The 25608-nt window shown below is 63.0% G+C and carries 19 protein-coding genes; 3 read left to right on the forward strand and 16 right to left on the reverse strand.

Features of this window, described 5'->3' with window-relative positions:
* Positions 1-22: 22 nt before the first annotated feature.
* Complete coding sequence (gene dinB, locus SB772_RS25515; RefSeq protein WP_410835964.1) at positions 23-1189, forward strand: DNA polymerase IV; 1167 nt, start codon at positions 23-25, stop codon at positions 1187-1189.
* Here the strand turns inward: dinB and SB772_RS25520 are convergent.
* The 7 genes from SB772_RS25520 to SB772_RS25550 all read right to left on the reverse strand — a co-directional run bounded on the left by SB772_RS25520 (position 1156) and on the right by SB772_RS25550 (position 12047).
* The gene (locus tag SB772_RS25520; protein ID WP_410835965.1) at positions 1156-2616 is read right to left on the reverse strand and encodes a heavy metal sensor histidine kinase; all 1461 of its coding nucleotides are present in this window, start codon (positions 2614-2616) and stop codon (positions 1156-1158) included. The two genes, dinB and SB772_RS25520, sit on opposite strands and share 34 nt — an antisense overlap.
* The gene (locus SB772_RS25525; protein WP_410835966.1) at positions 2613-3299 is read right to left on the reverse strand and encodes a heavy metal response regulator transcription factor; all 687 of its coding nucleotides are present in this window, start codon (positions 3297-3299) and stop codon (positions 2613-2615) included. Before SB772_RS25525 ends, SB772_RS25520 begins: the two co-directional genes overlap by 4 nt.
* 79 nt (positions 3300-3378) lie before the next feature.
* Positions 3379-4851, reverse strand: a complete 1473-nt coding sequence (locus SB772_RS25530; protein WP_410835993.1) for an efflux transporter outer membrane subunit — start codon at positions 4849-4851, stop codon at positions 3379-3381.
* 29 nt (positions 4852-4880) lie between these two features.
* Entirely contained in the window at positions 4881-6104 is a 1224-nt protein-coding gene (locus SB772_RS25535) for an efflux RND transporter periplasmic adaptor subunit (RefSeq protein WP_410835967.1), read from the reverse strand.
* Between the two features lie 22 nt (positions 6105-6126).
* A complete protein-coding gene (locus SB772_RS25540; protein ID WP_410835968.1) occupies positions 6127-9378 on the reverse strand; it encodes an efflux RND transporter permease subunit in 3252 nt (1083 codons plus the stop codon).
* 359 nt (positions 9379-9737) lie between these two features.
* Positions 9738-10172, reverse strand: coding sequence for a VOC family protein (locus SB772_RS25545; RefSeq protein WP_410835969.1), 435 nt, complete (start codon positions 10170-10172; stop codon positions 9738-9740).
* A 183-nt stretch (positions 10173-10355) separates the two neighbouring features.
* The gene (locus SB772_RS25550) at positions 10356-12047 is read right to left on the reverse strand and encodes a SulP family inorganic anion transporter (protein ID WP_410835970.1); all 1692 of its coding nucleotides are present in this window, start codon (positions 12045-12047) and stop codon (positions 10356-10358) included.
* Positions 12048-12519: 472 nt separating this feature from the next.
* Between SB772_RS25550 and SB772_RS25555 the strand changes: the two genes are divergently transcribed.
* Both SB772_RS25555 and SB772_RS25560 read left to right on the forward strand, forming a co-directional pair.
* Positions 12520-12876, forward strand: a complete 357-nt coding sequence (locus tag SB772_RS25555) for an antibiotic biosynthesis monooxygenase family protein (RefSeq protein WP_410835971.1) — start codon at positions 12520-12522, stop codon at positions 12874-12876.
* Between the two features lie 311 nt (positions 12877-13187).
* The gene (locus tag SB772_RS25560) at positions 13188-14045 is read left to right on the forward strand and encodes a PA4780 family RIO1-like protein kinase (protein WP_410835972.1); all 858 of its coding nucleotides are present in this window, start codon (positions 13188-13190) and stop codon (positions 14043-14045) included.
* Between the two features lie 39 nt (positions 14046-14084).
* Here the strand turns inward: SB772_RS25560 and SB772_RS25565 are convergent, their stop codons facing one another.
* From SB772_RS25565 to ftrA, 9 genes are all read right to left on the reverse strand, one after another.
* Complete coding sequence (locus tag SB772_RS25565) at positions 14085-15143, reverse strand: substrate-binding domain-containing protein (RefSeq protein ID WP_410835973.1); 1059 nt, start codon at positions 15141-15143, stop codon at positions 14085-14087.
* A gap of 54 nt (positions 15144-15197) precedes the next feature.
* Entirely contained in the window at positions 15198-16367 is a 1170-nt protein-coding gene (locus SB772_RS25570; protein ID WP_410835994.1) for an ABC transporter ATP-binding protein, read from the reverse strand.
* 29 nt (positions 16368-16396) lie between these two features.
* Positions 16397-17311, reverse strand: coding sequence for a carbohydrate ABC transporter permease (locus tag SB772_RS25575; RefSeq protein WP_410835974.1), 915 nt, complete (start codon positions 17309-17311; stop codon positions 16397-16399).
* Positions 17311-18240, reverse strand: a complete 930-nt coding sequence (locus tag SB772_RS25580; RefSeq protein ID WP_410835975.1) for a carbohydrate ABC transporter permease — start codon at positions 18238-18240, stop codon at positions 17311-17313. The genes SB772_RS25575 and SB772_RS25580 overlap by 1 nt, the downstream gene beginning before the upstream one ends.
* An 8-nt stretch (positions 18241-18248) precedes the next feature.
* Positions 18249-19487 carry an ABC transporter substrate-binding protein gene (locus SB772_RS25585; RefSeq protein WP_410835976.1) on the reverse strand — a complete coding sequence of 413 codons (1239 nt, stop codon included), beginning with the start codon at positions 19485-19487 and terminating at the stop codon, positions 18249-18251.
* 188 nt (positions 19488-19675) lie between these two features.
* Positions 19676-21079, reverse strand: coding sequence for a GH1 family beta-glucosidase (locus tag SB772_RS25590; RefSeq protein ID WP_410835977.1), 1404 nt, complete (start codon positions 21077-21079; stop codon positions 19676-19678).
* A 105-nt stretch (positions 21080-21184) separates the two neighbouring features.
* On the reverse strand, positions 21185-22411 hold the full coding sequence (locus SB772_RS25595; protein ID WP_410835978.1) for a DUF2252 domain-containing protein: 1227 nt from the start codon (positions 22409-22411) through the stop codon (positions 21185-21187).
* Between the two features lie 138 nt (positions 22412-22549).
* Complete coding sequence (locus SB772_RS25600; protein ID WP_410835979.1) at positions 22550-23485, reverse strand: hypothetical protein; 936 nt, start codon at positions 23483-23485, stop codon at positions 22550-22552.
* 284 nt (positions 23486-23769) lie between these two features.
* Complete coding sequence (gene ftrA / locus SB772_RS25605) at positions 23770-24726, reverse strand: transcriptional regulator FtrA (RefSeq protein ID WP_410835980.1); 957 nt, start codon at positions 24724-24726, stop codon at positions 23770-23772.
* Positions 24727-25608 lie beyond the last annotated feature (882 nt).

Here is a 25608-nt window from a genome sequence, read left to right on the forward strand (position 1 = left end):
CTGTTATCCGTTTCCGCCATCCATGAGTTCTGCAAGCCGCCGTATCGCGCACCTGGACATGGACGCGTTCTACGCGTCGGTTGAGCTTTTGCGCTATCCGGAACTACGCGGCACGGCGGTGGTGATCGGCGGCGGCCGCAACGGCGCGCCGCAAATGCTGGAAGACGGCACGCGCCGTTTCGCGCGCTTGCGCGATTATGCGGGTCGCGGCGTGGTCACCACGTCGACTTACGAAGCCCGCGCGCTCGGCGTGTTCTCGGCAATGGGCATGATGAAAGCCGCGGTGCTCGCGCCGGACGCGATTCTGCTGCCCACCGATTTCGACTCGTATCGCCACTACTCGCGCCTGTTCAAAGCGGCGGTCGCCACGTTTACCGACCGGATCGAAGACCGCGGAATCGACGAAATCTATATCGATCTCACTGAGGTGCCCGGCGAAGCGCGCGAGATTGCCGCGCAAATCAAGCAGGCGGTCAATCAGGCGACCGGCCTCACCTGCTCCATCTGCGTGGCGCCGAACAAGCTGCTGGCGAAGATCGGCTCCGAACTCGACAAACCCGACGGCCTCACGATTCTGACGCCCGCCGACGTGCCGTTGCGGGTCTGGCCGCTGCCGGTGCGCAAGGTCAACGGAATCGGGCCGAAGGCGGCGGAAAAGCTGACCGCGCTCGGTTTCGCCACCGTCGGCGATCTGGCGGCGGCGGACCCGGCGCTGTTGCAGGACAATTTCGGCCGCAGCTATTCGGCGTGGCTCGCGCAAGTCGCGCAAGGCCACGACGAGCGGCCGGTGGTGGTCGAATCCGAACCCAAGTCGATGAGCCGCGAAACGACCTTCGAGCGCGATCTGCATCCGCGTCACGACCGGCCGGCGCTGTCGACTTCGTTTACCGGCTTGTGCGTGCGGGTCGCGGAAGACCTCGTGCGCAAAGGCTATGTGGGCCGCACCGTGGGCATAAAGCTGCGCTACGACGATTTCCGCACGGTCACGCGCGATCTGACCCTGGACGAGCCGACCGCGGACGCGACCGAGATACGGCGCGCGGCGACCGAATGTCTGAGACGGGTGGAGCTGAACCGCAAGCTGCGTCTGCTAGGGGTGCGCGTGAGCGCTTTGACGCCGGCCAATGCGCAACCCGTGAAACGGCGTGTGCCGGTTCAGGCCGATTTGCCCTTTGCCAGCGACGAGTAACTGGCGGCTTCAGCGGGAACCGGCACGCCCGCATTCGAGCGCGCCGCCGGCAGCTCGCTCTCCGTGCGCGGCGCCGCGATCGAAAACGCAAACGTGTTGATGCCGTGCGCGCATTCCACCGACACCGTGCCGCGATGCATCTCCGCGATCGCCTTCACGATCGCCAGACCCAGCCCGTGGTTTTCGCGGCTATTGGTGCGCGACACTTCCGCGCGATAGAAGCGGTCGAACAGATGTTCAAGCACAGCGGGCTCGATCGGCTCGCCAGGATTGGCCACCGCTACCCGCAATCGATCCGCTTCACGCGCGATCGTCACCGTGATCGCCGCGCCCGGCGCGCAGTGCTGGATCGCGTTCATCAGCAGATTCGTGCACGCGCGGCCGAACAGCGAGCGGTTCACGCGCGCCATTGCGTCGCCGCGCAACTGGGCATGCACGCGCGCCTCTTCCAGCGGAATCTCGAGAAACTCCAGCGTATGTGCGACTTCCGCGGCCAGCGACACCTCGACCAGACCGGTCGCCCGCTCGCCCTGATCGGCGCGGGCGAGGAACAGCATGTCGTTGATGATCGTGCGCATGCGTTCGAACTCTTCGAGATTCGATTGCAGCGTGTGGCGCAAATCGTCGACCGAGCGGTTACGCGTCAACGCCACCTCGGTTTGTCCGATCAGAATCGTGACCGGCGTGCGCAATTCGTGCGCGACGTCCGCATTGAACGATTCGAGGCGGCCATACGCGCCGTCCAACCGCTCGAGCGCGCCGTTGAACGAGTTGGCGAGGTCGTTCAGCTCGAGCGGCAGCGAGGCGGTATTCAGGCGCTGCGAACGGTTGTTCGGGCTCACCGCGGAGGCGTCCCTCGTCAAGCGCGTCAACGGCGCAAGGCCCAATCGCGTCACCGAATAACTGAGCAACAGCACGGCCAGACTGCCTAACGCCGACAGCGCGCCGAGCGCAAGACCGAACACACGCATGGTGATCACGTTGGGCGAACAACTGGCGGCGACTTGCAATTGCACGGGCGGACGCGCGCCGTAAGCGGGTATCGGTTTCGTAATGGTGAGCATGTCCGCGCCGCCGCCCACTGGCGAAACGCGCGCGTAGCCGCCCTGCCAGCTCTTCACCGCCGGCCCCTCGACGGGCTTGCCGTAGTGGAAATCCGGATCGGCGCTCGACACCGAATACGTCGTGCTGCCGTCGTGCGGCGTCATGTCGGTGAGTTTTTCGCGCGCCATGCGCCACTTTTCCGGCGTCCCCGCGTGATAAACGATGATCCGCGCGATCTCCGTGCGACCGTCGAGCGACTCGCGCAGGTGACGTTCGAGTTGCGTGCGCAACACCAGAAACAGCCCTGTTCCGACCAGCGTGAACACGAGTAGCGCGACGAGTGCGAACATCAACGCGAGGCGGCGGGCGATCGAACGGTTCATGGCAGTTCGGCCTCTTCACGCACTTCGAGCACGTAGCCCATGCCGCGCACGGTGTGCAATAGCTTCGAAGGAAACGGGCCGTCGAGTTTGGCGCGCAATCGTTTGATCGCGGTTTCGACCACGTTCGTATGGCTGTCGAAATTGACGTCCCACACCAGTTCGGTAATCGCGGTTTTCGACAGGATGTCGCCTTGCCGGCGCGCCAGCACGCTAAGCAACTGAAACTCCTTGGCGGTCAGGTCGAGGCGCACGCCGTCGCGGGTCGCGCGCCGGCCGATCAGATCGACGAACAGATCGCCGACGGAAATCAGTGTCGATTCCTGCGCACGCGTGCGGCGCGCCAATGCATGCAGCCGCTCGACCAGTTCGAGGAACGAGAAGGGTTTGGTGAGGTAGTCGTCCGCGCCTTCGCGCAGGCCGCGCACGCGGTCGTTCACATGATCGCGCGCGGTCAGCATGATGACCGGCGTCGACTTGCGCATCCGCAGCGCCTTCAGCACGCTGAAGCCGTCGCGTTTGGGCAGCATCACGTCGAGGACGATCACGTCGTAATCGAATTCGGTAGCCAGATACGTGCCTTCCTCGCCGTCGAGCGCGACGTCGACGACCCAGCCTTGCTCTGTCAAACCGGAGCGCAGGTAGTCCACCACCTTATGCTCGTCCTCAACGATCAGCAATTTCATGCGCGTCCCCATGTGTTTGCATTATACGAAACGCCTCGCCGCGATCTTTCCTGGCTGGCCCTGCCATCTTTTATCCAGCTCACTTCGCGGAAGCCGTTGCATCCTTCGTCTCTCTCGCCGCCTGATTGTCGGCCGCGCTGGCGGAAACATCCCAGCCGCCGCCGAGCGCTTTCACCAGCGCGACCGACAAGGTCATCTGCTGACCGTGGATCTGCACGTCCTGGCGCTCGCTCGTCAGCAACGACTGCTGTGCGGTGATGACGTCGAGGTAAGCGACGAGGCCACCCGAATAGCGGTCGTTGGCGAGCGACAGCAGATGCTGCGCATCGGTCACCGCTTCGTGCGATTCCTTCGCCGCGCCGTCCAGCACCGACAGGCCGGTGATGCCGTCCTGCACTTGCTGGAATGCGTTGAGCACGGTCTGCCGGTAGTTCGCCTCGGTGGCTTTGTAGCCTTCGCTCGCGAATTCGACGTTCGCCGCGCGGCGGCCGCCGTCGAACACTACCTGGCCGACCGCCGCGCCGAGCGTCCACATCAAGCTGGGCGCGCTCAGCAAACTGGCGAACTGCGTGCTCTCCCAACCGATGCCCGGCGTCAGCGTCAGGCTCGGAAAGAACGCCGCCTTGGCGACGCCGATCTGCGCATTCGCGGCGGCCATCGCGCGTTCCGCCGATGCGATATCGGGGCGGCGCTGCAATACGTCGCTCGGCACGCCGAGCGGGATCGACGGCGCCTGCGCGTCGAGAACCTTGGGCTCGATCGCGAACTGCGGAGCGGGTACACCGACCAGCGCGGCGATCGCGTGTTCGAATTGCGCGCGCTGATTCAGCAGCAATTGCGCCTGCACGCGTGTCGAATCGAGTTGCGACTTTTGCTGCAACACGTCCAGCCCGGAAACCGCGCCGAGGTCGTGCTGGGCGGTGACATAGTCGAGCGCCTGCTGCTGCAATTTCACCGAACGATTGAGCACGCCGATCTCGGCGTCGAGCTCGCGCAGCGAGAAATAATCGGTCGCGAGGTCAGTGCTCAGCACGAGCCGCGCGTTGGCGAGGTCATCGGCCGATTGCTCAGCCGAGGCCGTCGCGCCTTCCACCTCGCGACGTATCCGGCCGAATAGATCGGTGTCGTAGTTGATCGTAGCGCCGAGTTGAAGATTGTTCTGTACCGTCGACTGTGTCGGTATCGCGTAGTTGGTGCGCGGACGGTCCTTCGAAATCCTGAAACGCGATGCCGATGCCGCCAGATCGACCTCGGGAATCCGCTGCGCGCTGGTATTGGCGAGCGTCGCCTTGGCCTGCGCATAGTGGGCGCTGGCCGCGGCCAGCGTCTGATTCTGGGCGAGCGCCTGGGTTTCCAGCGCGGCCAGCGTCGCATCGCCGAAGCCGCTCCACCAGTCAGGTGAGATCGGCGCGTGCGAAGGAACGGCCACACGCCAGTAAGAATCGGTTTGCCACGCGGGCGGCACCTCGGCCTGCGGCCGCTGATAGTCCGGCCCGACCGTGCACGCGGCCACTAACGCCACGCTCGCGGCGCTCGCAGCGGCCGTCAGCATGGTGCCTGCCCGGCAGGTGACTGCCCGCTTCACGACGCCCCCTTGCCGTTTTGCTGCGGCTGCGCGATCTGCACATGATCGCCGTCCGCGATCGAATCGCTCGGGTTGACGATGATCCTGTCGTTCGCCTCGACACCGCTTTCAATTTCGAGCGACTGCCCCAGATCCCGCGCGATCACGACTTTGCGCAACTGCACGTTGCCGTTCTGATCGACCACGGCGACCCGCGGACCTTCGGCGCGAAACAGCAGCGCGTTGCCCGGCACCATCAGCCGCGCATGCGCGGCCGCCGGCAAAGCGACCTGCACATACGCGCCGGGCCGCAGCTTGCCATCGGGGTTCGGCAGCGTTACTTCGACTTGCAGCGAGCGGGTCGGCACGTCGATCGCGCCGGAAATGTGCGTGATCGTGCCGTGAAACTGCTGCCCCGGCAATTCCGCCTGGGTCACGATCACCGCCTGTCCGTCGGTGACGTTCTGCGCATACGCCTGCGGCAGTTGCACATAAACCCGCAGCGGGTCCGACTGCGCGAGCGCGAACAACGCGCGGCTCGTGCCGCTGCCCGCGTCGATCAGATCGCCGACATCGACATTGCGCTGCGTGACGACACCCGCGAACGGCGCGACGATGCGCTTGAACGATTCCAGTTGCCGCAAGCGCTGAACGTTGGCGTCGGCGGCGGCCAGATTGGCGAGGTCCTGCGAATAGGCGCTTTGCCGTTCGTCGAGCTCCTGCTGCGAGACCGCATCGCGCTGACGCAATTGCTGCCAGCGTTCCAGCGAACTCTTCGCGAGGCCCAGGATCGAGCTGGTTTGCTGGCGCTGCGCCAATGCCTGCGCGAGCTCCTGATCGATTTCAGGCGTATCGAGATCGGCCAGCAATTGCCCCTGCTTCACGCGCGTGCCGATATCGGCGTACCAGTGCAGCAGATAACCGGTGGAGCGCGCATAGATCGGCGATTCGACATTGCCGCGCAAGGTGCCCGGCAGCAAGGTGTTGCCGCCGCCGTCGGTTTGCGTCGGGCTCACCACGTTGACGTACTGGACAGCGTTCTGCCGAGTCGTTTCGGCCACCGTCCGGCTTTGCAGAACATCCACGACGACGGTGCGCAGCGCGCCCACCGCGAGCAGCGCGAGGACGATCCAGACGGCGATTTTTGCGCGCCTCCATTCGCGATTGCGCGGCGGCAAGGCGTGGCCGCTTTCGGTCTCTCGCGAAGGAATCGCTAGCGATGCATGAGTTTTTTCGGTCATCTCAGTCAGCCGTCATTTAACGTTACGCATGCTTGCCGTCACCGCCGTGGTCCGGCGCGGGGCCGTCATCAGGTGCGTCGCCATGGCGGCCTGTACCGCCTTCATCTCCACCATTGCCGCCGTTAATGTCGTCACCGCGGCGGCGCGCGAGGCGGCCATGAATACCCGCGAACACGAGTGGCACAAAAAACAGCGTGGACACCGTGGCGAACAGCAAACCGCCGATCACCGCGCGGCCGAGCGGTGCGTTTTGCTCGGCGCCTTCGCCGAGACCGAGCGCCATCGGAATCATGCCGATGATCATCGCGAACGCGGTCATCAGCACCGGCCGGATCCGGCTCGCGCCGGCTTCGAGCGCGGCGGTAAGCGGCGGCGCACCGGCCCGCAGCCGCTGGCGCGCGAACGACACCATCAGGATACTGTTGGCGGTCGCCACGCCCATCGTCATGATCGCGCCGGTCAATGCCGGGACGCTCAGATGCGTGCCCGTCAGGAACAATATCCACACGATACCCGCGAGCGCCGCGGGCAACGCGCTGATGATGATGAGCGGATCGACCCACGACTGAAAGTTCACGACGATCAGCAGGTACACCAGCACGATCGCCATCGCCACACCGAGTCCCAAACCGAAGAACGAGCTGCGCATCGTCTGCACCTGACCGCGCAGGGTAATCTGACTGCCGCGCGGCAGCGACGCACGCACGTTGTTGACGAGCTTGTCGACCTCGTTCGCCACGCTGCCGAGATCGCGCTTTTCGACGCTCACGTACAGATCGATCACCGGCCTGATGTTGTAGTGCGTGACCACCGCGAACTGGGTTTGCGGCGCGACGCGCACCAGGTTGCCGAGCAGTTGCGTCGGTCCGGTGGCCGAGCCCGACACCGGCGTGCGCAATAGCTCGTCGATCGACGAGATCTGGTATTGCGGCGTTTGCACCGCCACGTTGTATTCGACGCCGTTCACATTGTTGAACCAGAAACCCGGCGACGTTTGCGAGCTGCCCGACAACGAAATGAGCACGTTTTGCGCCACATTGCTCGCGCTCAGGTTGAGTTGCTGCAAGCGGGTGCGATCCATCTGAAGATTGATCGCCGGTTCGTCGAGCTTCTGCTGGATGTGCGTATCGACGGTGCCCGGAATCATCCGCACCTGTTTCAGCAGCTTGCGGGCGACGTCGAAGTTGCCTTGCTGGTCTGCGCCGGAAATTTGCACATCGACCGCGGCGGGCAAGCCGAAGTTGAGAATCTGCGTGACGATGTCGGCGGGCTGAAAGAAGAACTCGACGCCCGGAAAGCGCTGCGGCAGCACCGCGCGCAATCTGTCCATATAGGTTTGCGTCGGCTTGTGGTCCGCCTTGAGCGCCACCTGAATCTCGCCGTCCAGCGTGCCGATCGTGCCCGCGTTGCTATACGAGAGATTGATGCCGCTGTACGGCAAGCCGAGGTTGTCGAGGATCGTGCCGAGTTCGTTGCGCGGCACTACCTCGCGAATCACCTTTTCGACTTCGTCGGCCAGACGCGCGGTTTCCTCGATACGCGTGCCGGTCGGCGCGCGCATGTGCAGACGAATGTCGCCCGCATCGACGCTCGGAAAGAAGTCCTCGCCGAGCACGAGCGCGAGACCCATCGACGCCACACAAAACCCGAGGAACGCGCCGGCGAACAGACGCCGGCGCACCAGCAGGCTGCTGAGAATCACGATGTACGCGCCGCGCATGCGCTCGAAGGCGGCGTCGAATCGATGATAGAGGCGCATGAACAGGTTCGGCCGCGCACCGGCTTTGGGCTTGTGCGCATGACCCATCAGCAGCATGGCGAGGGTCGGCACCAGCGTGCGCGACAGGATGTACGACGCGAGCATCGCGAACACCACCGCTTCGGCGAGCGGCACGAACAGGTAACGCGCGACGCCGGTCAGGAAGAACATCGGCACGAACACGATACAGATACACAGCGTCGACACGAGGGCGGGAACCGCGATTTCGCCGGCGCCTTCGAGAATCGCATCGTGCAGATTCGTGCCCATATGCAAATGCCGTTCGATGTTCTCGATCGTCACCGTCGCATCGTCGACCAGAATCCCGACTGCCAGCGCGAGGCCGCCGAGCGTCATGATGTTGATGGTCTGTCCCAGCGCATGCAAGGCGATCAGCGACGACAGGATCGACAGCGGAATCGATACCGCGATGATGCAGGTGCTGCGCCAATTGCCGAGAAACAGCAGAATCATCGCGGCCGTCAGCGCGGCGGCGGCCAGCGCCTCGCGCACCACACCCTGCACCGCCGCCTTGACGAACACCGACTGATCGAACAACGCCGTGATCTTCAGGTCCGGCGGCAACGCCGCCTGGGCGGTCGGCAGCAAACCATGCAGCGTGTTGACGATCGCCAGTGTCGACGCACCGCCGCTTTTGAGCACCGATATCAACACGCCGCGATGGCCGTCCTGCCGCACGATATTGGTCTGCGGCGAAAAACCGTCGCGCACGTGGGCCACTTCACGCAGATACGTGGTCGCGCCGTTGAGCGTGCGCACCGGAATGTCGTTGAGCCCTTCCACCGTGGCGGGCGAGCCGTTCATATTGATCGTGTATTCGCGCGCCCCGATCTTGGCCGTGCCGGTCGGCAAAATCAGGTTTTGCGCATTGAAGGCGCTGACCACGTCGGACGGCGTCAGCCCTTTGGCCAGCAGCGCGCGCGTGTCGAGATCGACCGAGATCAAACGCGATTTGCCGCCGTACGGATACGGCACCGCTGCGCCCGGAATCGTCACCAGTTGCGGGCGCAGGAAATTCAAAGCGGTGTCGTTGAGCGCCTGCTCGGACAGCTTGGGGCTCGACAAGCCGAGCTGGATCACGGGAATGCTGGACGCCGAATAGCTGATCACCAGCGGCGGCGTGGCGCCCGGCGGCATCTGCTTGAGCTGCGCCTGTTCGACGGCCACCGTCTGCGCGATCGCGGTCTGGATGTTCGCGTTCGGTTGCAGGAACAGCTTGATGATCGCGACGCCGGCGAGCGACTGCGATTCGATGTGCTCGATGTCGTTGACCGTGGTGGTCAAGCTGCGCTCGTTGACCGACGTCATCCGATGAGCCATGTCTTCGGCCGACAAGCCCGTGTACGTCCAGATGATGCTGACTACCGGAATGTTGATTTCCGGCAGCACGTCGACCGGCGTGGTCAACAGCACGAATGGTGTCGCCAGCAGGATCAGAATGGCCATCACGATGAACGTGTATGGCCGCTTTAGCGCTACGTTGACGATCCACATTGAAACGCGCCCGAGAGAATGCAGGTAAGGAACTGAATCGCCGTGACTGGACGGTCGCGCGGCTTCGGCCTATGACATGCCGAAGCCGGCGGACCTGAGCACAGGTTGCCGGAGCCTATGCCGCGCGCCTCTCCCGGTGAATCAGTGCTTATGCTAGATCGGTAGCACCAACGCCTGCATGGCGCCAAAATGGCGGAATTGTCAGGAAGGTTAATATAAAAGTATGCGCCTGATCGCGCGATGCGCGACTTCGTGATTGGCAAACGTTTGGCGGCGGGAGATCGGTGTTTTTTAAACGCTGAAACAAAAGGCCGGCCGACCCTTTCGGGTGACCGGCCTTCCAGTTCAGGCAGATGAATTTACTTCGCGAACAACGACGACATATCGGCAAACGCCTTGAATTCCAGCGCGTTGCCCGACGGATCGAGAAAGAACATCGTCGCCTGTTCGCCGACTTCGCCCTTGAAACGCACGTGCGGCTCGATGATGAAGTCGATGCCTGCCTGCTGCAGCTTGTTCGCCGCGGCTTGCCATTGGGCCATCGACAGCACCACGCCGAAGTGGCGCACCGGCACCGCGTCGCCGTCGACCTTGCTGGTCTGCCGATGCCCGGCCTCTTCCGGCGCGAGATGCGCGACGATCTGGTGGCCGTAGAAGTTGAAATCCACCCATTCCGCCGAGCTGCGCCCTTCCGGACAACCCAGCAGGTCGCCGTAAAACTCGCGCGCGGCGACGAGGCTATGAACAGGAAACGCCAGATGGAACGGCGGCAAAACGGTTTCGGCAACGCTCATGGTGGGAAAGCTCGCAGATAGAAAAGTGGGTTCGCGTATCGAGAGACGCGCGACGTCAAGTTTAACCATGACCAAAAGTGCTGGAAAACGATATATTTTTGATCTGACCAACACCAAAACCGATCAATAGACGCTGCCACGCCTATCCGCACTGTAATACCGTCCATGCCGCGATAGCGCGTTTCACGCGCTCGCCTGGCTATGCCCCCCGGCCGCGTGCAGCGCCTCGTGCAGCGTGTTGAAAATGCAGCTCGCGTCCACGATCGGCGTAATGCCGTGCCGATCCATATCCGAGCGCAAATAACGGTTCACGCGCGCGAAGATCACTTCGATGCCGCTCTGCTTCAACGTCTGGCATAGCTCGCCCACCGAGCGCGCCGCCGAATAATCGAGGTCCGTGATCGCGCTCGCGTCGATCACGAACCAGCGCACCGGACTCGGCGCGCGCGCGATCAGCTGACGTGCAGCTTCGACGAAAAAATGATCGTTTGCGTAGAACAGATCGGCGCCAAAGCGATAGACGATCAGCCCCGGCGCGGTTTGCTCGCCGGGCACGGCCGGCACCCAGACGCCGTCGTCGCCGGGTACAAGGACCATGATGTGCGGCCGGTAGCTGTGCCGCACATGCCGCAACAGCGAGAACACAACCGCCAACACAATGCCGTGCTCGACGCCGATCAGCACCACCGCCGTGGCGGTGAACACGGCCAGCGTGAATTCGCCCGGACTCTCGCGGCGAATCGAAAACAGCGTCTTCAGATCGATCAGGCCGATGGCGATCGTAAACACGATGCTGGCCAGAATGCAGTGCGGCAGATACTGCAAAAACCGGCTGAAAAACAGCAGCACCACGACCACCACCACGGCGAACACGAGTTGCGCGAACTGGCTGCGCGTGCCGACGCGGTCGGCCATGGCCGTTTGCGTCGCACTGCCGTTGACGACGAACGCACCGGTCAACGCGGCAGCGGTATTGGCCGCGGCGAGGCCCAGCAGGTCGGCATTGATATCGACAGGTTCGTGATGCCGCTCGGCGAACACGCGGCTCGCCGCGGCGCTTTGCGCGACGATCATCACGAAACATGACGCTGCGACCGGCAGCAGGTCGAGCGCCTGCTGCCATGTCACCGACGGCATGCGCAGCGGCGGCAGTCCGCCCGCCACCGGTCCGAGCACGGAGATGCCGTGCGCAGCGAAGCCATAGAAGTCGCTGGCGGCGATGCCCGCGACCACGGCGATCAACGGCACCGGCACGCGTGGCAAGAAACGCTTGCATACCAGAATGGAGACGACCACCAGCGCGGAAATACCGAGCGTCGGCAGATTAGCCTGCGCCGCTTCACGCGCGACCAGCGCAAGCTGATCGATGGTGCGCGCGGCGTGCCCGGGCAAGCCGAGCATATCGCCCAGCATCGCAATGCCGACCTGCACGCCGACGCCGGCCAGAAAACCGACCAGCACGGTGCGCGACAGGAAGTCGGCGAGAAAGCCGAGTTTGAAAATCCGCGCGATGAGCAGCAACGCGGCGGTGAACAGCGCGACCATCGCGGCGAGCACCGCATACGCCGCGCTCGCAGCCGGTGCCATGGTCGACAGCCGGCTTGCGAAAATGGTCGCCGTCGCCGAGTCGGCGGCAACCACGAGATGCCGCGATGCGCCGAAAAACGCAAACGCGATCAGTGGCAAAAAGACGGTGTAAAGGCCGGTCACTGCAGGCATGCCGGCAATGCGCGCATAGCCGAGTACTTGCGGAATATCCATCGACGCGAGTTCCACGCCGGCCAGCGCATCGCGCGCCGCCGCAGCCCGGTTCAAAGGAAAGACGCCTTTCAGTACGCCAAGGCGCGTGGCCATGTTTGCCAGAAAATCTTGCATGCGCGATGCAGCCCCTATTCAGGTTTATCGCGCATCGTGCCGCGAGTCGGCACACAAAAGCAAGACGCAGGGGATGAATCGGCTCAATAAGCCAGCGAAAGCCGGGAATCTCCGGACTCCGCTTGTGAAACACCTGAAATTCGAATTTAACGCTTGAACTGCCCTGTCAATGGATCCACGCGCCGTGCGAAACCGAACAGCGCGGCGATGCAAATAGGACAGGCAATCATGAACACGGCCAACATCTCGCACCCCAGTAACAAAATGTTACGCGTAGTCTAAGCGATAGCCGCAGGAAAAGAATGAGGAAAACCGCAAAACAGTGTTGCAACGGATTACGCCGTCATTTTCGGCACTGGCGTTTTCGCTCGTGAAAATACGGCGAAAAACCGTTGGAAATGGGGGGATAAACGTGTGCAATTTAGTGCGCTATGATGCGCAAACTTTTGCGAGTTTATAAACCGGTTTCGCCATGTACACGTCCACTTTCATTTTCGCAACGAAGCAACTCGACGAACGCTTCTACCGCCTGGACGAGGCAATCGCGATGGCTGCCAAAGCCATTCCCGGTTATCTCGGCGAAGAAGCGTGGGAAAACGCGGCAACCGGCCTGACCTCGAACGTGTACTACTGGGCGTCGCTCGAAGCGTTGCAGGCGTTAATGCAGCATCCCGCTCACCTGGAAGCGAAAGCCGCGCAGGCGAACTGGCTCAACGGCTATCAGGTGATCATCGCCGAAGTGCTGCGTACTTATGGCGACGCGGGCTTCGCTCATCCGGCGGCGGCGCATGCGGCGCCGCCGGCTCAAGCGTTGCCGCCCGCACCGTAAAAGCGCCGCCCTATTTCACTTCCTTGAACAGCACTCCGCCCGCGAAACTAACAAGCCCACACGCCAGCACGTAACAGGCCGGTGGGTCCCGGCCCGAAATACAGCGGATGGAAAATGTTTTTCAGGCTTAAGACCCTGGCATAGCGGCTGGGTGCATAGGAGGCGCGCCGGTCGCACCTGGCACCTTCACGCCGCGTCCGGCATATTGCGCGACACCCCTTATAATCCGGCATGACCCGAACCCCGCACTACACCCCCTCGCCAACGGCCACGCATGGCCGCTTCGCCGCCTACCGCTTCCCGGCGGCCGCATGAAAACCCCGAAACGTCTGCTGCCGCTGGTCGAAGAAGGCCTGATCGACGAAGTCATCTCCCAGTTGATGAGCGGCAAGGAAGCCACCGTCTACGTGGTGCGCAGCGGCGACGCAACGCGTTGCGCGAAGGTCTATAAAGACGCCAGAGAGCGCAGTTTCCGCCAGGCGGCGTCGTATCGCGAAGGCCGCAAGGTCAAGAACAGCCGCCAGCAGCGCGCGATGGAAAAAGGCAGCCGCTATGGCCGCGAAGTGCAGGAGCAGGCGTGGCAGAACGCCGAAGTCGATGCGCTGTTCCAGCTTGCCAATGCCGGCGTGCGCGTGCCGCAGCCGTACATTTGCACCGACGGCGTGTTGCTGATGGAATTGGTCACCGACGCCGACGGCAACGTCGCGCCGCGTCTGAACGACGTGGACCTGACCGAAGCGCGCGCGCTCGAATTGCACGCGCTGCTGCTCAACCAGGTCGTGCGCATGCTGTGCGCCGGCGTGATTCACGGCGACTTGTCGGAATACAACATCCTGCTCGCCGCCGATGGTCCGGTGATCATCGACTTGCCGCAAGCCGTGGATGCCGCGGGCAATCTCGAAGCGCCGGCGATGCTGGAGCGCGACGTGAACAACCTCGCCACGTATTTCGGCCGTTTCGCACCGGCCTTGCTCGACGCGAGCTATGGCAAGGAAATCTGGGCGCTGTTCGAAGCGGGCGCGTTGCACGTCGATGCGAAGCTGACCGGCCGCGTCGAACTGGACACCACGCCGATCGATCTCGAAGCCGTGCTGCAGGAACTCGAAGATACGCGGCTCGACGAAGAAGCTCGCCTGCGCTACGAACAATCGCTGCGTAGCGGCACTTGAGCGGTAATCAAGCGGTCATCAAGCGCCGCTACGTAGACGCTACAACGCGGTGGTGCCACACCCGGCAGGCTCGATCGAAGACCTCGCCGTAACCGGCGCCGGCCCCACCGATTCCCGCATCGTCACGCTTACCGGAAACTCGCGGATGATCTCCCACGAGGTCCGGTAGCACTGATTCACCAGCCAGCGCACGGCATTCTGCGTCAGCTCCGCGGTCGGAATATGCACCGACGTGAGCCCCGGCGCGGCATAGGCGGCCGAATAATCGTCGTCGTAGCCGATCACCGAGACTTCGTCCGGCACGGCAATGCCCGCCTGGTGAAAGCGCGCCAGCACGCTCACCGCCATCGTATCGTTCGCGCAGAACAGACCGGTGAAACGCCGCTTCGTATCGAGCAGCTTCTGCGCCGCGGCATAGCCGCCTTCCGGCGAGAAGTCCGATTCGATCAGCGTGACGTCGGCGCGCGTAATACCTTCACGCGCCAGTTCGGCAAAGAAGCCTTCGAGCCGGGTTAGATTGTCCGATGCGCTAAACGGCCCGGAAATCACGGCAATCTCGCGATGCCCATGGTCGAGCAGCGTGCGCGCCGCGAGTTCGCCGCCGCGCCGGTGATCGGCGCAAAACGACGCCTCCGGAAGTTGATCGAACGCGCGATTCAGGAACACCATCTTCGGATGCATCCGATGCAGCATGTTCAGATCGTCGTCGTGCAGATCGTGGCTGATCACCACCACGCCGTCGCAATCGCGGCCGATCAGAAAGCGCACCGCCTCGATGGCCTGCTCGCGCGGCGACACCTCTCCGCAGCCGGTCGCGACCACCACATGACGCCGCACCGCGCGCAGTTCCGCATCGGTCTGCTTGAGAATCGTGCCGTAGTACGAGCCGAAGAAGGTCGGCACGAAAATGCCGATGATGCCGAGCGATTGCGTCGCCATCGCCCGGCCGATCGACGACGGGCGAAAATTCAGCGCTTCGATAGCTGCCTTTACGCGTGCGGCAGCATCGGCCGAAATGGGTCCTTTACCGGAAATGGCCCGCGACGCGGTCGACATGCCGACGCCAGCCAGTGCCGCGACATCTTTGAGTGTTGCCACGCGGTTCTCCGTCAAACCATGTTGATTAACCAGCGCTGCATGCCGTCGCTATCGCTATAGACGCGCCCCGCCCGCTTCGTCGAACAACGAAATATGTGCGCAGTCGACTGAAAATGCCGATACGTCGCCTACCGCCACCGGCGTTTTTGTCTGATCAATCGACGCGATCTGTTCTCCATGATAGTCGAGCCAAATGACACGGTGGTTGCCCATCGGTTCAACGAGGGAAACCTTGGCGGATTCGCTCACGCTCACGTTCGAGCCCGCTCCGGCGCGCACATCGCCTACGCGCATGTCGCCCGGGCGCACGTCTTCCGCCCGCACGCCGAGCACGCACGGCAACTGATCAGCGGGCACGCTTTTGAATAGGTACGGCGACACGTCGAGCCGCCAATGCGGCGTACAAAAGTACAGCGAGCCGTCGCGCCGCTCCAGCCTGCCATTGAGCAGATTCATCGCGGGCGAGCCGAGAAACGTCGCGACGAACAGGTTGTCGGGCCGCGCGTAGACTTCGGCCGGCGTGCCGAACTGCTGGATCACGCCGCCGCGCATCACCGCCATGCGCGTGGCGAGCGTCATCGCTTCGACCTGATCGTGCGTCACGTAGATCATCGTCGCGCCGAGGCGCTGGTGCAGTTGCTTGAGTTCGCGGCGCAGTTCCGCGCGTAACTTGGCATCGAGATTCGAGAGCGGCTCGTCGAACAGGAACACGTCGGCTTCGCGCACGAGCGCGCGGCCGATCGCCACGCGTTGCCGCTGGCCGCCCGACAGTTGCGCCGGTTTGCGCTTGAGCAGCGGTCCGAGTTGCAGCATGTCGGACGCACGCGCCACGCGCCGCTCGATTTCCGCCTTCGGCGTGCCGTTGATGCGCAACGCGAACGACAGATTTCGCTCGACGTTCATGGTCGGATACAACGCGTACGACTGAAACACCAGCGCGATACGGCGGTCTTTTGGATCGGCCCACGTCATGTCCTCGCCGGCGATCTCGATGCTGCCATCGGTGACGTCGATCAAGCCCGCGATGCTGTGCAGCAAGGTGGACTTGCCGCAACCGGATGGGCCGAGCAATACGACGAACTCGCCGGCCCGCACGTCGAGATCGAGATTCTCGATCACGGTGTTGGCGCCCAGCCGGATCGTCAGGTTGCGCACCGACACATTGGCCGCGTTGGCCGGGTTCGCTACATTCACCGCGTCAGCAGTATCAGCTGCAGCGGCCATGTTCGCCACGCTTGCCAGATTGGTCATGCCTATCCCTTGACGGCGCCGGACGCGATGCCGCGCACAAACCAGCGGCCCGAAATGAAGTAGATCGCAAGCGGCACCAGCGAGGTCAGAATAGTCGCCGCCATGTTGACGTTATAGAGCCGCTCGCCGGTCGTGGTGTTGATGATGTTGTTCAATTGCACCGTCATCGGCAGGTTTTTTGTGCCGGCGAACACGAGGCCGAGAATGAAGTCGTTCCAGATCCCCGTCACCTGCATGATGATCGCCACGACGATGATCGGCGTCGACATCGGCAGCATCAGTCGCACGAAGATACGCCAGAAACCGCCGCCGTCGATGCGCGCCGCCTTGAACAGCTCCTGCGGAATCGACGCGTAGTAGTTGCGAAACAGCAGCGTCATCACCGGCATGCCGAAGATCGTGTGAATCACCACGATGCCCGGCAGCGAACTGAACAGATGCACGCTCGCAAGCACGCGCACCAGCGGATAGACCATCACCTGCACCGGGATGAAGGCGCCCATCAGCAGCACGCCGAATAGCAGATCGGCGCCGCGCGGGCGCCAGAACGACAGCGCATAACCGTTCACCGCGCCGATCAGGATCGACAGCACCGTGCTCGGCACGACAATCCGCACCGAATTCCAGAAGCCGACCTGGATGCCGTTGCAATCGAGCCCCGTGCATGCGGATTGCCACGCGGCGCTCCATGCATCGAGCGTGAAATGCGCGGGAAACGCGAGCAGATTGCCGAGCCGAATCTCGCTCATCGGCTTCACCGACGTGACGAGCATCACATACAGCGGCAGCAGGAAGAACAGCGCGGCGCTCAGCAGAAACGCGTAGACGCCCACGCGTGCCGGCGCGAATTTCGTGCGGCGACGCGGACGTGCAGGACGTGCCGGCGGTGCTTTTAGCGGAGAATCGATCGCGTTCATCAGACGTCCTTGCGCAACGCGGCGCGGCTGCGGGCATAGAAGAACGGCGTGAGAATCGCCAATACCGTCACCAGCAACACGATCGACGCGGCGGACGCGAGGCCGATGTTGGCGCGGCCGAACAGATAGTCCATGATGAATTTCGCCGGGACCTCGCTGGCTGTGCCGGGGCCGCCTTGCGTCATCGCGACCACGGCGTCGTAGAGCTTCACGACCATCACGAACAGCAGCACGAAGGCGGTGGACATCGAGGGCCCCAGCATCGGCACGACAATGCTTGCATACACGCGCCAACGCGGAATGCCGTCGATGCGCGCGGCTTTCCACAGTTCGTCGTCGATGCCGCGCAAGCCTGCCAGCAGCAACGCCATCACGAGGCCCGACGCCTGCCAGACCGTTGCGATGACGACGGTGTAGATCACCCAGTCCTGGTCGACGATCCAGTCGAAGCGCGCGTGCGCGAAGCCGAGCTTGTGCAACACGGTCTGCGCGCCGAGTTCCGGATTGAGAATCCACTGCCAGACCAGACCCGTCGCGACGAACGACATCGCATACGGATAGAGAAACACCGTGCGCAGCGTGCCCTCCGCCACCACGCGCTGATCGATGAAAATCGCCAGCAGCAAACCGATCACCGTGCACGCCACGATAAAGCACGCGCCGTAAATCACGATGTTTTGCAGCGACAGCAGCCAGCGGTCGTTATGAAAGAGCCGCGCGTATTGCGTGAGCCCCGCGAAGTCGCCGGAAGGAAAGGTGCGGGAATTGCTGAGCGACACGCGCGCGGTCCAGACCATCGTGCCGAGATACGCGAACACGACGGTCAGGACCATCGGCAGCAACGCCACCCATGCCGCCGGCGGTAATCGTTTTTTCAGCGGCTTTTTCTGTTGCCTGGATCGGGCGGCTTGCAGCTTGAGCGCGTGCATTGCCGTGCTCAACCCTTCAGCGCGCTGGCAAACGCCTTCTGCGCATCGTCGACCGACTGGTTCTTGTTCCAGAAGTTCGTGATGACGTCGATCAATGCGCCCTGCGTGTCAGGCGAGAGCAACATTTCCGGATTCGGCAACTGACGCGACTTGTCCTTCATGATTGCAATACCCTCCTTCGCGCAGAGGTCGAGACTGCTGGCATCCACATCGGGACGAATCGGAATCGAGCCTTTTTTCGCGCTGAATGCGACCTGCGCGGACGGCGAGGTCATCACCGTGGCGAGCAGATTTTGCGCCTTGATCGCGGTGGCGTTGTCGGTTTTCGGGAACACGAACACGTCGCCCGCTACCAGATACGGCGAATGCGGACCGAAACCCGGGAAGCAGCCGAAGTCTTTACCGGCACTCTGATTGGCGGCCGAGAATTCGCCCTTGGCCCAGTCGCCCATGATCTGCACGCCGGCCTTGCCGGAAATCACCAGCGCGGTAGCGTCGTTCCAGTTGCGGCCGGGCGAACCCGCGTCGACGAAATCGTGCAAGCGCTTGAACGACGCGAGCACCTTCCTGAACGCATCCGACTTGACTGCGTTCATGTCGCGATCGCGATACACCTTCAGATAAAGATCGGGACCGCCGACATCGGCGAACACCGCATCGAAGGTGATTTTTTCCTGCCACGGCTGGCCGCCGAACGCGAGCGGCGTCACGCCCGCGGCTTTCAGTTTGGTGAGGTCGGCAATGAATTCATCGAAGCTCTTTGGTTCGGCGGCAATGCCGGCCTTCTGGAACACCGGCTTCGAGTAGAAGAACCATGCCGGCATGTGGATATCGACCGGCGCGGCATAGAAATGCCCCTTCACCTTGATGCTGTCGATGATCGATTGTGGAAACACGCCGTTCCAGTTCTCTTTTGCGGCGACATCGTCGACGTTGTTCAGCAGGCCCTGGTCGATCAGGTCGTGAAACTGCCTGGACGTATTGAATTGCGCGGCCGTGGGCGGATCGCCGCCCACGATACGGTTGATCGCCGTGGAACGCGCCTGATCGGCGCCGGCCACCGCGTTATCGACCCATTGTCCGCCGGCTTTGTTATACGCATCGGCAAACTGGCGGATCGCGGCCGATTCGCCGCCGGACGTCCACCAGTGAATCACGTTGGCCTTCAAGGGCTCCGCATGCGCGGCGGCGCCAGACAACGCCAGTGCCGCAACGACACTCGCCACGGCTATTTTTTTGCTGTTCATTCCGTCTCCTGTCGATCGGAGTTAGTGCTTTAGCGCTTACTCCGGTCCCATGCAAAGCTGTCGATCGGAGTTAGTGCTTTAGCGCTTACTCCGGTCCCATGCAAGATAGTTGCGCCGGGCTTGGCGCCCGTGTTTCAGGTCGACATACAAACCGTATTAAACCCTTGCCGCATTACATCCTGCCCGCATTACACCCTGGCTTTACGCTCCTTCAGGAATTTGGCCACCAGCTCCGCGCTGCGTTTAACCGTGCGCTTTTGCGTGCCGTAGTCGACGTGCACCACGCCGAAACGCCGCTCATAACCGAACGCCCACTCGAAGTTGTCCATCAGCGACCAGAGGAAATAGCCGCGAATATCGACACCCGCCTTGATCGCGCCATCCACGGCGGCGAGATGGCGCTTCAGGAACGAGATCCGCTGCGTATCGTCGACCCGGCCGTCGATCACCTTATCATCCGACGCCATGCCGTTTTCGGTAATGTAGATCGGCGGCAAGTTCCGATACGTGCCCTTGAAACCGATCAACAGATCGCGCAAGCCGTCGGGATAAACCTCCCAGCCCATCTGCGTGCGTTCGACGCCTTCGAGCGGCACGTCCCTGAAACCGTGCGCGCCGTCGCTCGCGACATTGGTGCGGAAGTAATAGTTGATGCCGAGGAAATCCATCGGCACTGAAATCGTCTGCATGTCGCCGTCCAGCACCAGTGGCTCGGTGCCGGGCCACAGTTCGAACAGGTCTTGCGGGTAGGCGCCCTTGAGCAGCGGATCGAGAATCCACGCATTGTGCTGGACCTCGAACAGATGCGCCGCGCGGCGGTCCGCTGCGCTGTCCGTATTCGCCGTGCCGCGGCCAATATTCGCGACGATACCCTTTTGCGAAGCCGGATCGTTGCCACGCAACACAGGCAGCGCGAGACCATGCGCGAGCAGCAGATGGTGCATCGCCTGGGTCGCGAAGCGTTCGTTGGCGAGGCCCGGCGCGTGATGCCCGTTGCCATAGCCGAGATACGCCGAACACCACGGCTCGTTGAGCGTGGCCCATGCGTCGACCGTGCCGGCCAGTTCGCGGCTCATCAGATCGGCGTAATCGGCGAAACGGTGGGCGGTATCGCGGTTGAGCCAGCCGCCGCGATCTTCCAGATGCTGCGGCAAGTCCCAGTGATACAGCGTCACGAAGGTCGTGACGTCCTTCTCTTTCAGCCGGTTCAACAGGCGCTTGTAAAAGTCGAGCCCTTTGCGATTCGGCGCGCCGGCTGCATCCATCACGCGCGGCCAGGCGATCGAGAGCCGATAGCCTTCGAGGCCGAGCCCCGCCAGCATGTCGACATCCGCCTCCCAACGATGGTAGTGATCGCATGCGACCGCGCCGGTGTCGCCGGCCAGCACCTTGCCGGGAGTCGCCGAGAAGGTGTCCCAGATCGACGGCAGGCGGCCATCTTCATTTACCGCGCCTTCGATCTGGTAAGAAGCCGTGGCCGCGCCAAGCAGGAAGTTCTTGCGCCACAGCGACGAGTCGGCAGGCGGTGTAAAGGGATCGGAGAGCGAGTGGTGAGATGCAGCGTCGGAAACAGCAGATGTGTCGTTTGCCACGGATTCTCCTGCGCTGAGGTCGTTGAACCGGGTGCGTCGGAAGCTAGCGTGGAAGCGCTTCCACACGACCAGCGAACGATAGCAGCGGCGAATTCAACGCAGCAATCAGGGTTTGTCTGGACGGGTCGGCGGCACATTGAACGCGCCGCGATCGTAGGCATCGCAATACGCTTTCCAGTCGGCCGCGACCTGCGCTTCGCATTGCACCGCGACTTCGATCAACGGCAACTGCCAGTCGCGACGCGCACCGAACGCGATCAGTTCGTCGGCGATCGACGAGCCTTGCCGGCCGCCGCTGCGCAGATGCGCCCACGCGCTCAGCTCCGCCATGCTGTTGACCACCGCTTCGAGGCGCGGCAGCTTGCCGTTCCAGTCGTTCAACGCCACCCGGTCTTCCGACGGCTGCAAACCGCGCAGCACATACGAGCGCTGATTGAATTCCACGGCGTGCAAAAACGCCTGCGAGACCGCCTGATTGCGCCGTTGAATTTCGACCACGCGCTGCGCTTCGGTCTGCCACTTCGGCTGCGACGTGCGCACATGCGGCAGCACCGACGAAGGCAGCGCTTCTTTCAGATCGATCAGATAGTTGCCGTCCGGCGAGCCTTTACCTTCGACGAGAATCACATAGCGGTCGACGCCGAGACTGCCGGTGCCGGCGATGCGCCGCGCCACGTCGATGACGCGGTAAAAGTCCGGATTGGCCTCGCTAGCGGCGAACGTGTTCATGAACGCCGTGACTGCGGCGCGCGCCTCGTCGCTGACCGGCAGCGCTTTCTTGCCGTCCACTTTCAGCGCGCGGGTCTTGCCCTTGAGCGTGGTGCGCCGGTCCAGATGCGCGGCGCGCGAGCGGCTCGCCAGCGCGTCGAACAGGTCGCGCACCATGCCGACCGAGGTTTCCGCTTCGATCCAGCGCGCTTTGCCGAAGACCAATGCCTCGCTGTATGCGCCGAGCGCGGTGTGGCAGAGCGCGAGCGCCTCCGCGCGGCTGAGCTTGAGATCGGCCGCGCCGACCAGCACGCTCGTGAGAAGGCGTACCAGCTCGAAAGGACTCGGCGCGAGGCATGCTTCGTCGAAGTCATTGTTATCGAAGTAGATGAGACGGTTGTCGCCCTTGTAGCTGCCGAAGTTTTCCAGATGCATGTCGCCGCAAATCCAGACCGGGGGCGCAGCGTCGAGCATCTTGTCGCGCGGCAGGCGCTGATAAAACAGATGGCACGTGCCGCGCAGAAACACGAACGGCGAACTACGCATGAGCTTGTATTTCATCGCGAGCCGTTCGGGGTCGCGACCGGCGTTGAAGCTGGCGATAGTCTGTGCGATATCGAGCATGGGGGCTCCCTTTCAGTGCGAGCTCGGTGCTGGTTCGGCATGAGCCCTTGGTACGCGTTCTCAGGGCGCGCGAAGCGAATCCACAAGCGCGTGGAGATTTTGCGGCTTCACGCGAATCACGCCGCCGCGTGGGTGGGCTCAGGAGCCGGTCATCAAATAGTAACGGCCGTCGGCGCTCACGCTGAAGCCGAGACCGCATTCCGTCACCGAGCCATGCGTGCGCACGTCGAGCGTCTCCGGCTCGCTGAGCTTGAACTCGATCAGGCATCTGTTCTCGTGCTTGTCGTAAGGCGCGAGATTGGTGATCTTCGCGGTGGCGTCGAGCGGCGCGTCGCTGCCGCTGTCGATCACCGGCACGCGCGCCACGCCGTCGTAGAAACGCACATAGGCCGACAGACTGCCCACGTTCGCGCCCGGCTGACCGTCGGCGCCGACAGTCGGATACAGGAAGTCGCCGTCGATCTGGTAAACACCGCGCCGCCCTTTCACCGGCTTGACCGCGATGCTGTTCCACGCGCCGAGAAACATGTAGTGGGCAAACCGCGCGCCGGCCGGCGGCAGGCCGTCCACCACCTGCTTGCCGGCGATCGATTCGAGACGCTCGCGCGCCGCCGTCACTGCGCGGCCGAGCAGCGCATCGTTCGGATAGTCGTTGCCGCGGCTCACCGCCGTCTTGTAGTACGCGCGGGCATCGGGCAGCGCGCCCAGCCTCAGTTGCACGTCGCCCTGATGGACCAGCGCCATCGCTACGCGAGCACGCGCCGAACTGGTCGCTTTCGGCACGTTCTCTTCGTCGGCTTGCAAGGTGGTGGCCTCGGCGAGCGCGGCTTCCATCGCCACCAGCGTCTGCGCGTCCTTGATGCGCCCGGCTTCGAGCGCCGCGACGCCCAATGCCGCGCACGACGCGTTGGTCCGGCACGGCACGTCCTTGCCGGCCAGGATGCTGCGGCGATAGAGATCGGCGCGCGAATCGGTCCGCGGCGTGGCGGCCGCGACGACGGCAGGCATGAGCGCTGCAAGCGTAGCAGCAGAAACGACAACGGCAGCAGCGGCGACGGCGATCTTGGCGTTCATGAGCAGGAGAAAGCGATGGCTGTGACGCGTTTCGAGGACGCGCTTCGTGTAGCCGGACGCACCACACGTCTTAACGTGCGTTGGCAGGGACGCTGGCTGTGATCCTGACAGAAAATCGGCAAATGCGCGAACCTGCCAGGATGGTTCAAGCATGCGGCGAGCCGCTCAGCGAGTGGCTCGATCAACCGCCACGCCCAGCGCGAGGTGCTTTGCGCCGTGTTGGCCGGAGCGGGATGTTGCGCAAAGCGTTTGGTGCCCCACGGGGAGAGGTCATGCAGCGTGCATCAAGCCGCTCCAAACTTCTTCCGGTATGCGCCCGGGCTCGTCAACGCGATGCGCCGGAAATGCCGGCGCAGCGATTCCTCCGAGCCGAAGCCCGCCAGCTCCGCGACCCGCGCCATCGGCAGCGGCGTGTGCGCTTCGAGCAGCTCGCGGGCGATCGCCACACGTTCGCGTACCAGCCATTCGTAAGGCGCCATGCCGGTGGCGTCATGAAATTGCCGTTGCAACGTACGCGGACTCATTGCCGCGCGCTCGGCGAGCGAGCGCAACGTGTGCGGCAAAGCAGGATGCCGGCGCACCCAATCCATCAGCTTCGCCAGACGCCCGCTTTCGTCCTGCGGCATCGGACGCGGCACGAACTGCGCCTGGCCGCCCTCGCGATGCGGCGGCACCACGAGCCGCTGCGCGACGCGGTTCGCCGCGGCGCTGCCATGATCGCGCCGCACCAGATGCAGCAGCATGTCCAGTCCCGCCGCCGATCCCGCCGAGGTGATGATCCGCCCTTCGTCGACATACAGCGCGTCCGGCTGCACGCGAAGCTGCGGGTAACGCTGCTGCAATTTCCCGGCATAACGCCAGTGCGTGGTGACCGTCTTGCCGTCGAGCACGCCTGCCGCCGCCAGCACGAACACGCCGGAGCAGATCGAACAGAGCCGCGCGCCGCGCTCGTAGGCGGCGCGAATTTTCTTCAGCAGCGCTTGCGGCGGCAGCTCGTTCGCGTCGCGCCAGCCGGGCACCACGATCGTGTCCGCACGTTCCAGCAGCTTCAGCGTGTACGGCGCGGCGATCGTGATGCCGCCTGCCGCGCGAATCGGGCCGGGCTCGCTCGCGCACACCGCGAAGCGATACCAGTCCACGCCGAGTTCCGGACGTTCGAGCGCGAACAGCTCGGTCACGCAGCCGAATTCGAAAGTGCAAAGCCGGTCATAAACCAGCGCGACGACGAGATGGTTATGCATGGCGCGATGTTACCGGAGATTGACGATTACGCCACTTATCCGGCGTGCGATTCGTCGCGACAATGAAGGCTCACTGTCCCTGCACAATAGAAGTAAGAAAAAATGCAAAAGACTGGGAAAAGGAAGCTATCCGGCTAGCAATAGACCAGAAAAAATGTAATGCAAACGTATGCTAGTGTAGAAAAAACTGATTTTATTATCTGCTCAAAAGCCTGTCGACATCGCTTTGAAAGGCTCGTAGACCGTGGTCCGTTTTTCAGCTCCAGGCGGCGTACTTTCCATTCGCTGCCTAGGCGTGCCGCGTGGCATTACGATGCTCGCCTGTACCCAAGAAGTCGACCTAACGGAAACGCGGCCATTGCGGCTGTTGTCAAAGTGCCAGTGGCGCTTTAGCGATCGAATAGCGCTTTACGGGAAAACAAGGTGACAACGTTCACCCCCGCCCCATGTGCCGGCGGAAGCGCGCAACCTGAGTCAAAGTGATTGACCGTCGAGCCCACACTTCGGTGTATCTCTGGGCTCACCAGAAACCGGCCTCCCACCGCAGGGAGTCAGTTTCCAGCGCACTGGACGGAAAGAGGGCTATTCCAGCTCACGATGCTGCGGGTGGGGGCGGCCAAATGGCGCTGTTCTACCCGCCCTCCCATTGCCCTACGATTCGCTTAGCTACCTTCGACACAAGCAAGTTTGGAAGACAGCGACGTCAGCGTGATGCTACTCCCCTTCGCGACGTCAGCGTACAGCCGAACTGGCTGCGATCGAAGTTCTGGCTTCAAATTTCTCGACTGAGAGACCCTTAGTAATATGGAGTTGACCCGGTTTCGTGGACACCTATTCTTTGGAACAGGAGGTGTCCATCATGCAGAGACATCGCACCCCGTA

It is taken from the genome of Paraburkholderia sp. SIMBA_030, assembly GCF_046535245.1.
Taxonomy (GTDB): Bacteria; Pseudomonadota; Gammaproteobacteria; order Burkholderiales; family Burkholderiaceae; genus Paraburkholderia.

Bases quoted from the DNA above. Each gene is read 5' to 3' on its own strand.
- SB772_RS25585 (WP_410835976.1), bottom strand. From the start codon at position 19,487: ATGAACAGCAAAAAAATAGCCGTGGCGAGTGTCGTTGCGGCACTGGCG.
- SB772_RS25595 (WP_410835978.1), bottom strand. From the start codon at position 22,411: ATGCTCGATATCGCACAGACTATCGCCAGCTTCAACGCCGGTCGCGAC.
- SB772_RS25525 (WP_410835966.1), bottom strand. From the start codon at position 3,299: ATGAAATTGCTGATCGTTGAGGACGAGCATAAGGTGGTGGACTACCTG.
- SB772_RS25560 (WP_410835972.1), top strand. From the start codon at position 13,188: ATGAAAACCCCGAAACGTCTGCTGCCGCTGGTCGAAGAAGGCCTGATC.
- SB772_RS25600 (WP_410835979.1), bottom strand. From the start codon at position 23,485: ATGAACGCCAAGATCGCCGTCGCCGCTGCTGCCGTTGTCGTTTCTGCT.
- SB772_RS25535 (WP_410835967.1), bottom strand. From the start codon at position 6,104: ATGACCGAAAAAACTCATGCATCGCTAGCGATTCCTTCGCGAGAGACC.
- SB772_RS25570 (WP_410835994.1), bottom strand. From the start codon at position 16,367: ATGGCCGCTGCAGCTGATACTGCTGACGCGGTGAATGTAGCGAACCCG.
- SB772_RS25550 (WP_410835970.1), bottom strand. From the start codon at position 12,047: ATGCAAGATTTTCTGGCAAACATGGCCACGCGCCTTGGCGTACTGAAA.
- SB772_RS25520 (WP_410835965.1), bottom strand. From the start codon at position 2,616: ATGAACCGTTCGATCGCCCGCCGCCTCGCGTTGATGTTCGCACTCGTC.
- ftrA (WP_410835980.1), bottom strand. From the start codon at position 24,726: ATGCATAACCATCTCGTCGTCGCGCTGGTTTATGACCGGCTTTGCACT.
- SB772_RS25545 (WP_410835969.1), bottom strand. From the start codon at position 10,172: ATGAGCGTTGCCGAAACCGTTTTGCCGCCGTTCCATCTGGCGTTTCCT.
- SB772_RS25575 (WP_410835974.1), bottom strand. From the start codon at position 17,311: ATGAACGCGATCGATTCTCCGCTAAAAGCACCGCCGGCACGTCCTGCA.
- SB772_RS25555 (WP_410835971.1), top strand. From the start codon at position 12,520: ATGTACACGTCCACTTTCATTTTCGCAACGAAGCAACTCGACGAACGC.
- dinB (WP_410835964.1), top strand. From the start codon at position 23: ATGAGTTCTGCAAGCCGCCGTATCGCGCACCTGGACATGGACGCGTTC.
- SB772_RS25580 (WP_410835975.1), bottom strand. From the start codon at position 18,240: ATGCACGCGCTCAAGCTGCAAGCCGCCCGATCCAGGCAACAGAAAAAG.
- SB772_RS25530 (WP_410835993.1), bottom strand. From the start codon at position 4,851: ATGCTGACGGCCGCTGCGAGCGCCGCGAGCGTGGCGTTAGTGGCCGCG.
- SB772_RS25540 (WP_410835968.1), bottom strand. From the start codon at position 9,378: ATGTGGATCGTCAACGTAGCGCTAAAGCGGCCATACACGTTCATCGTG.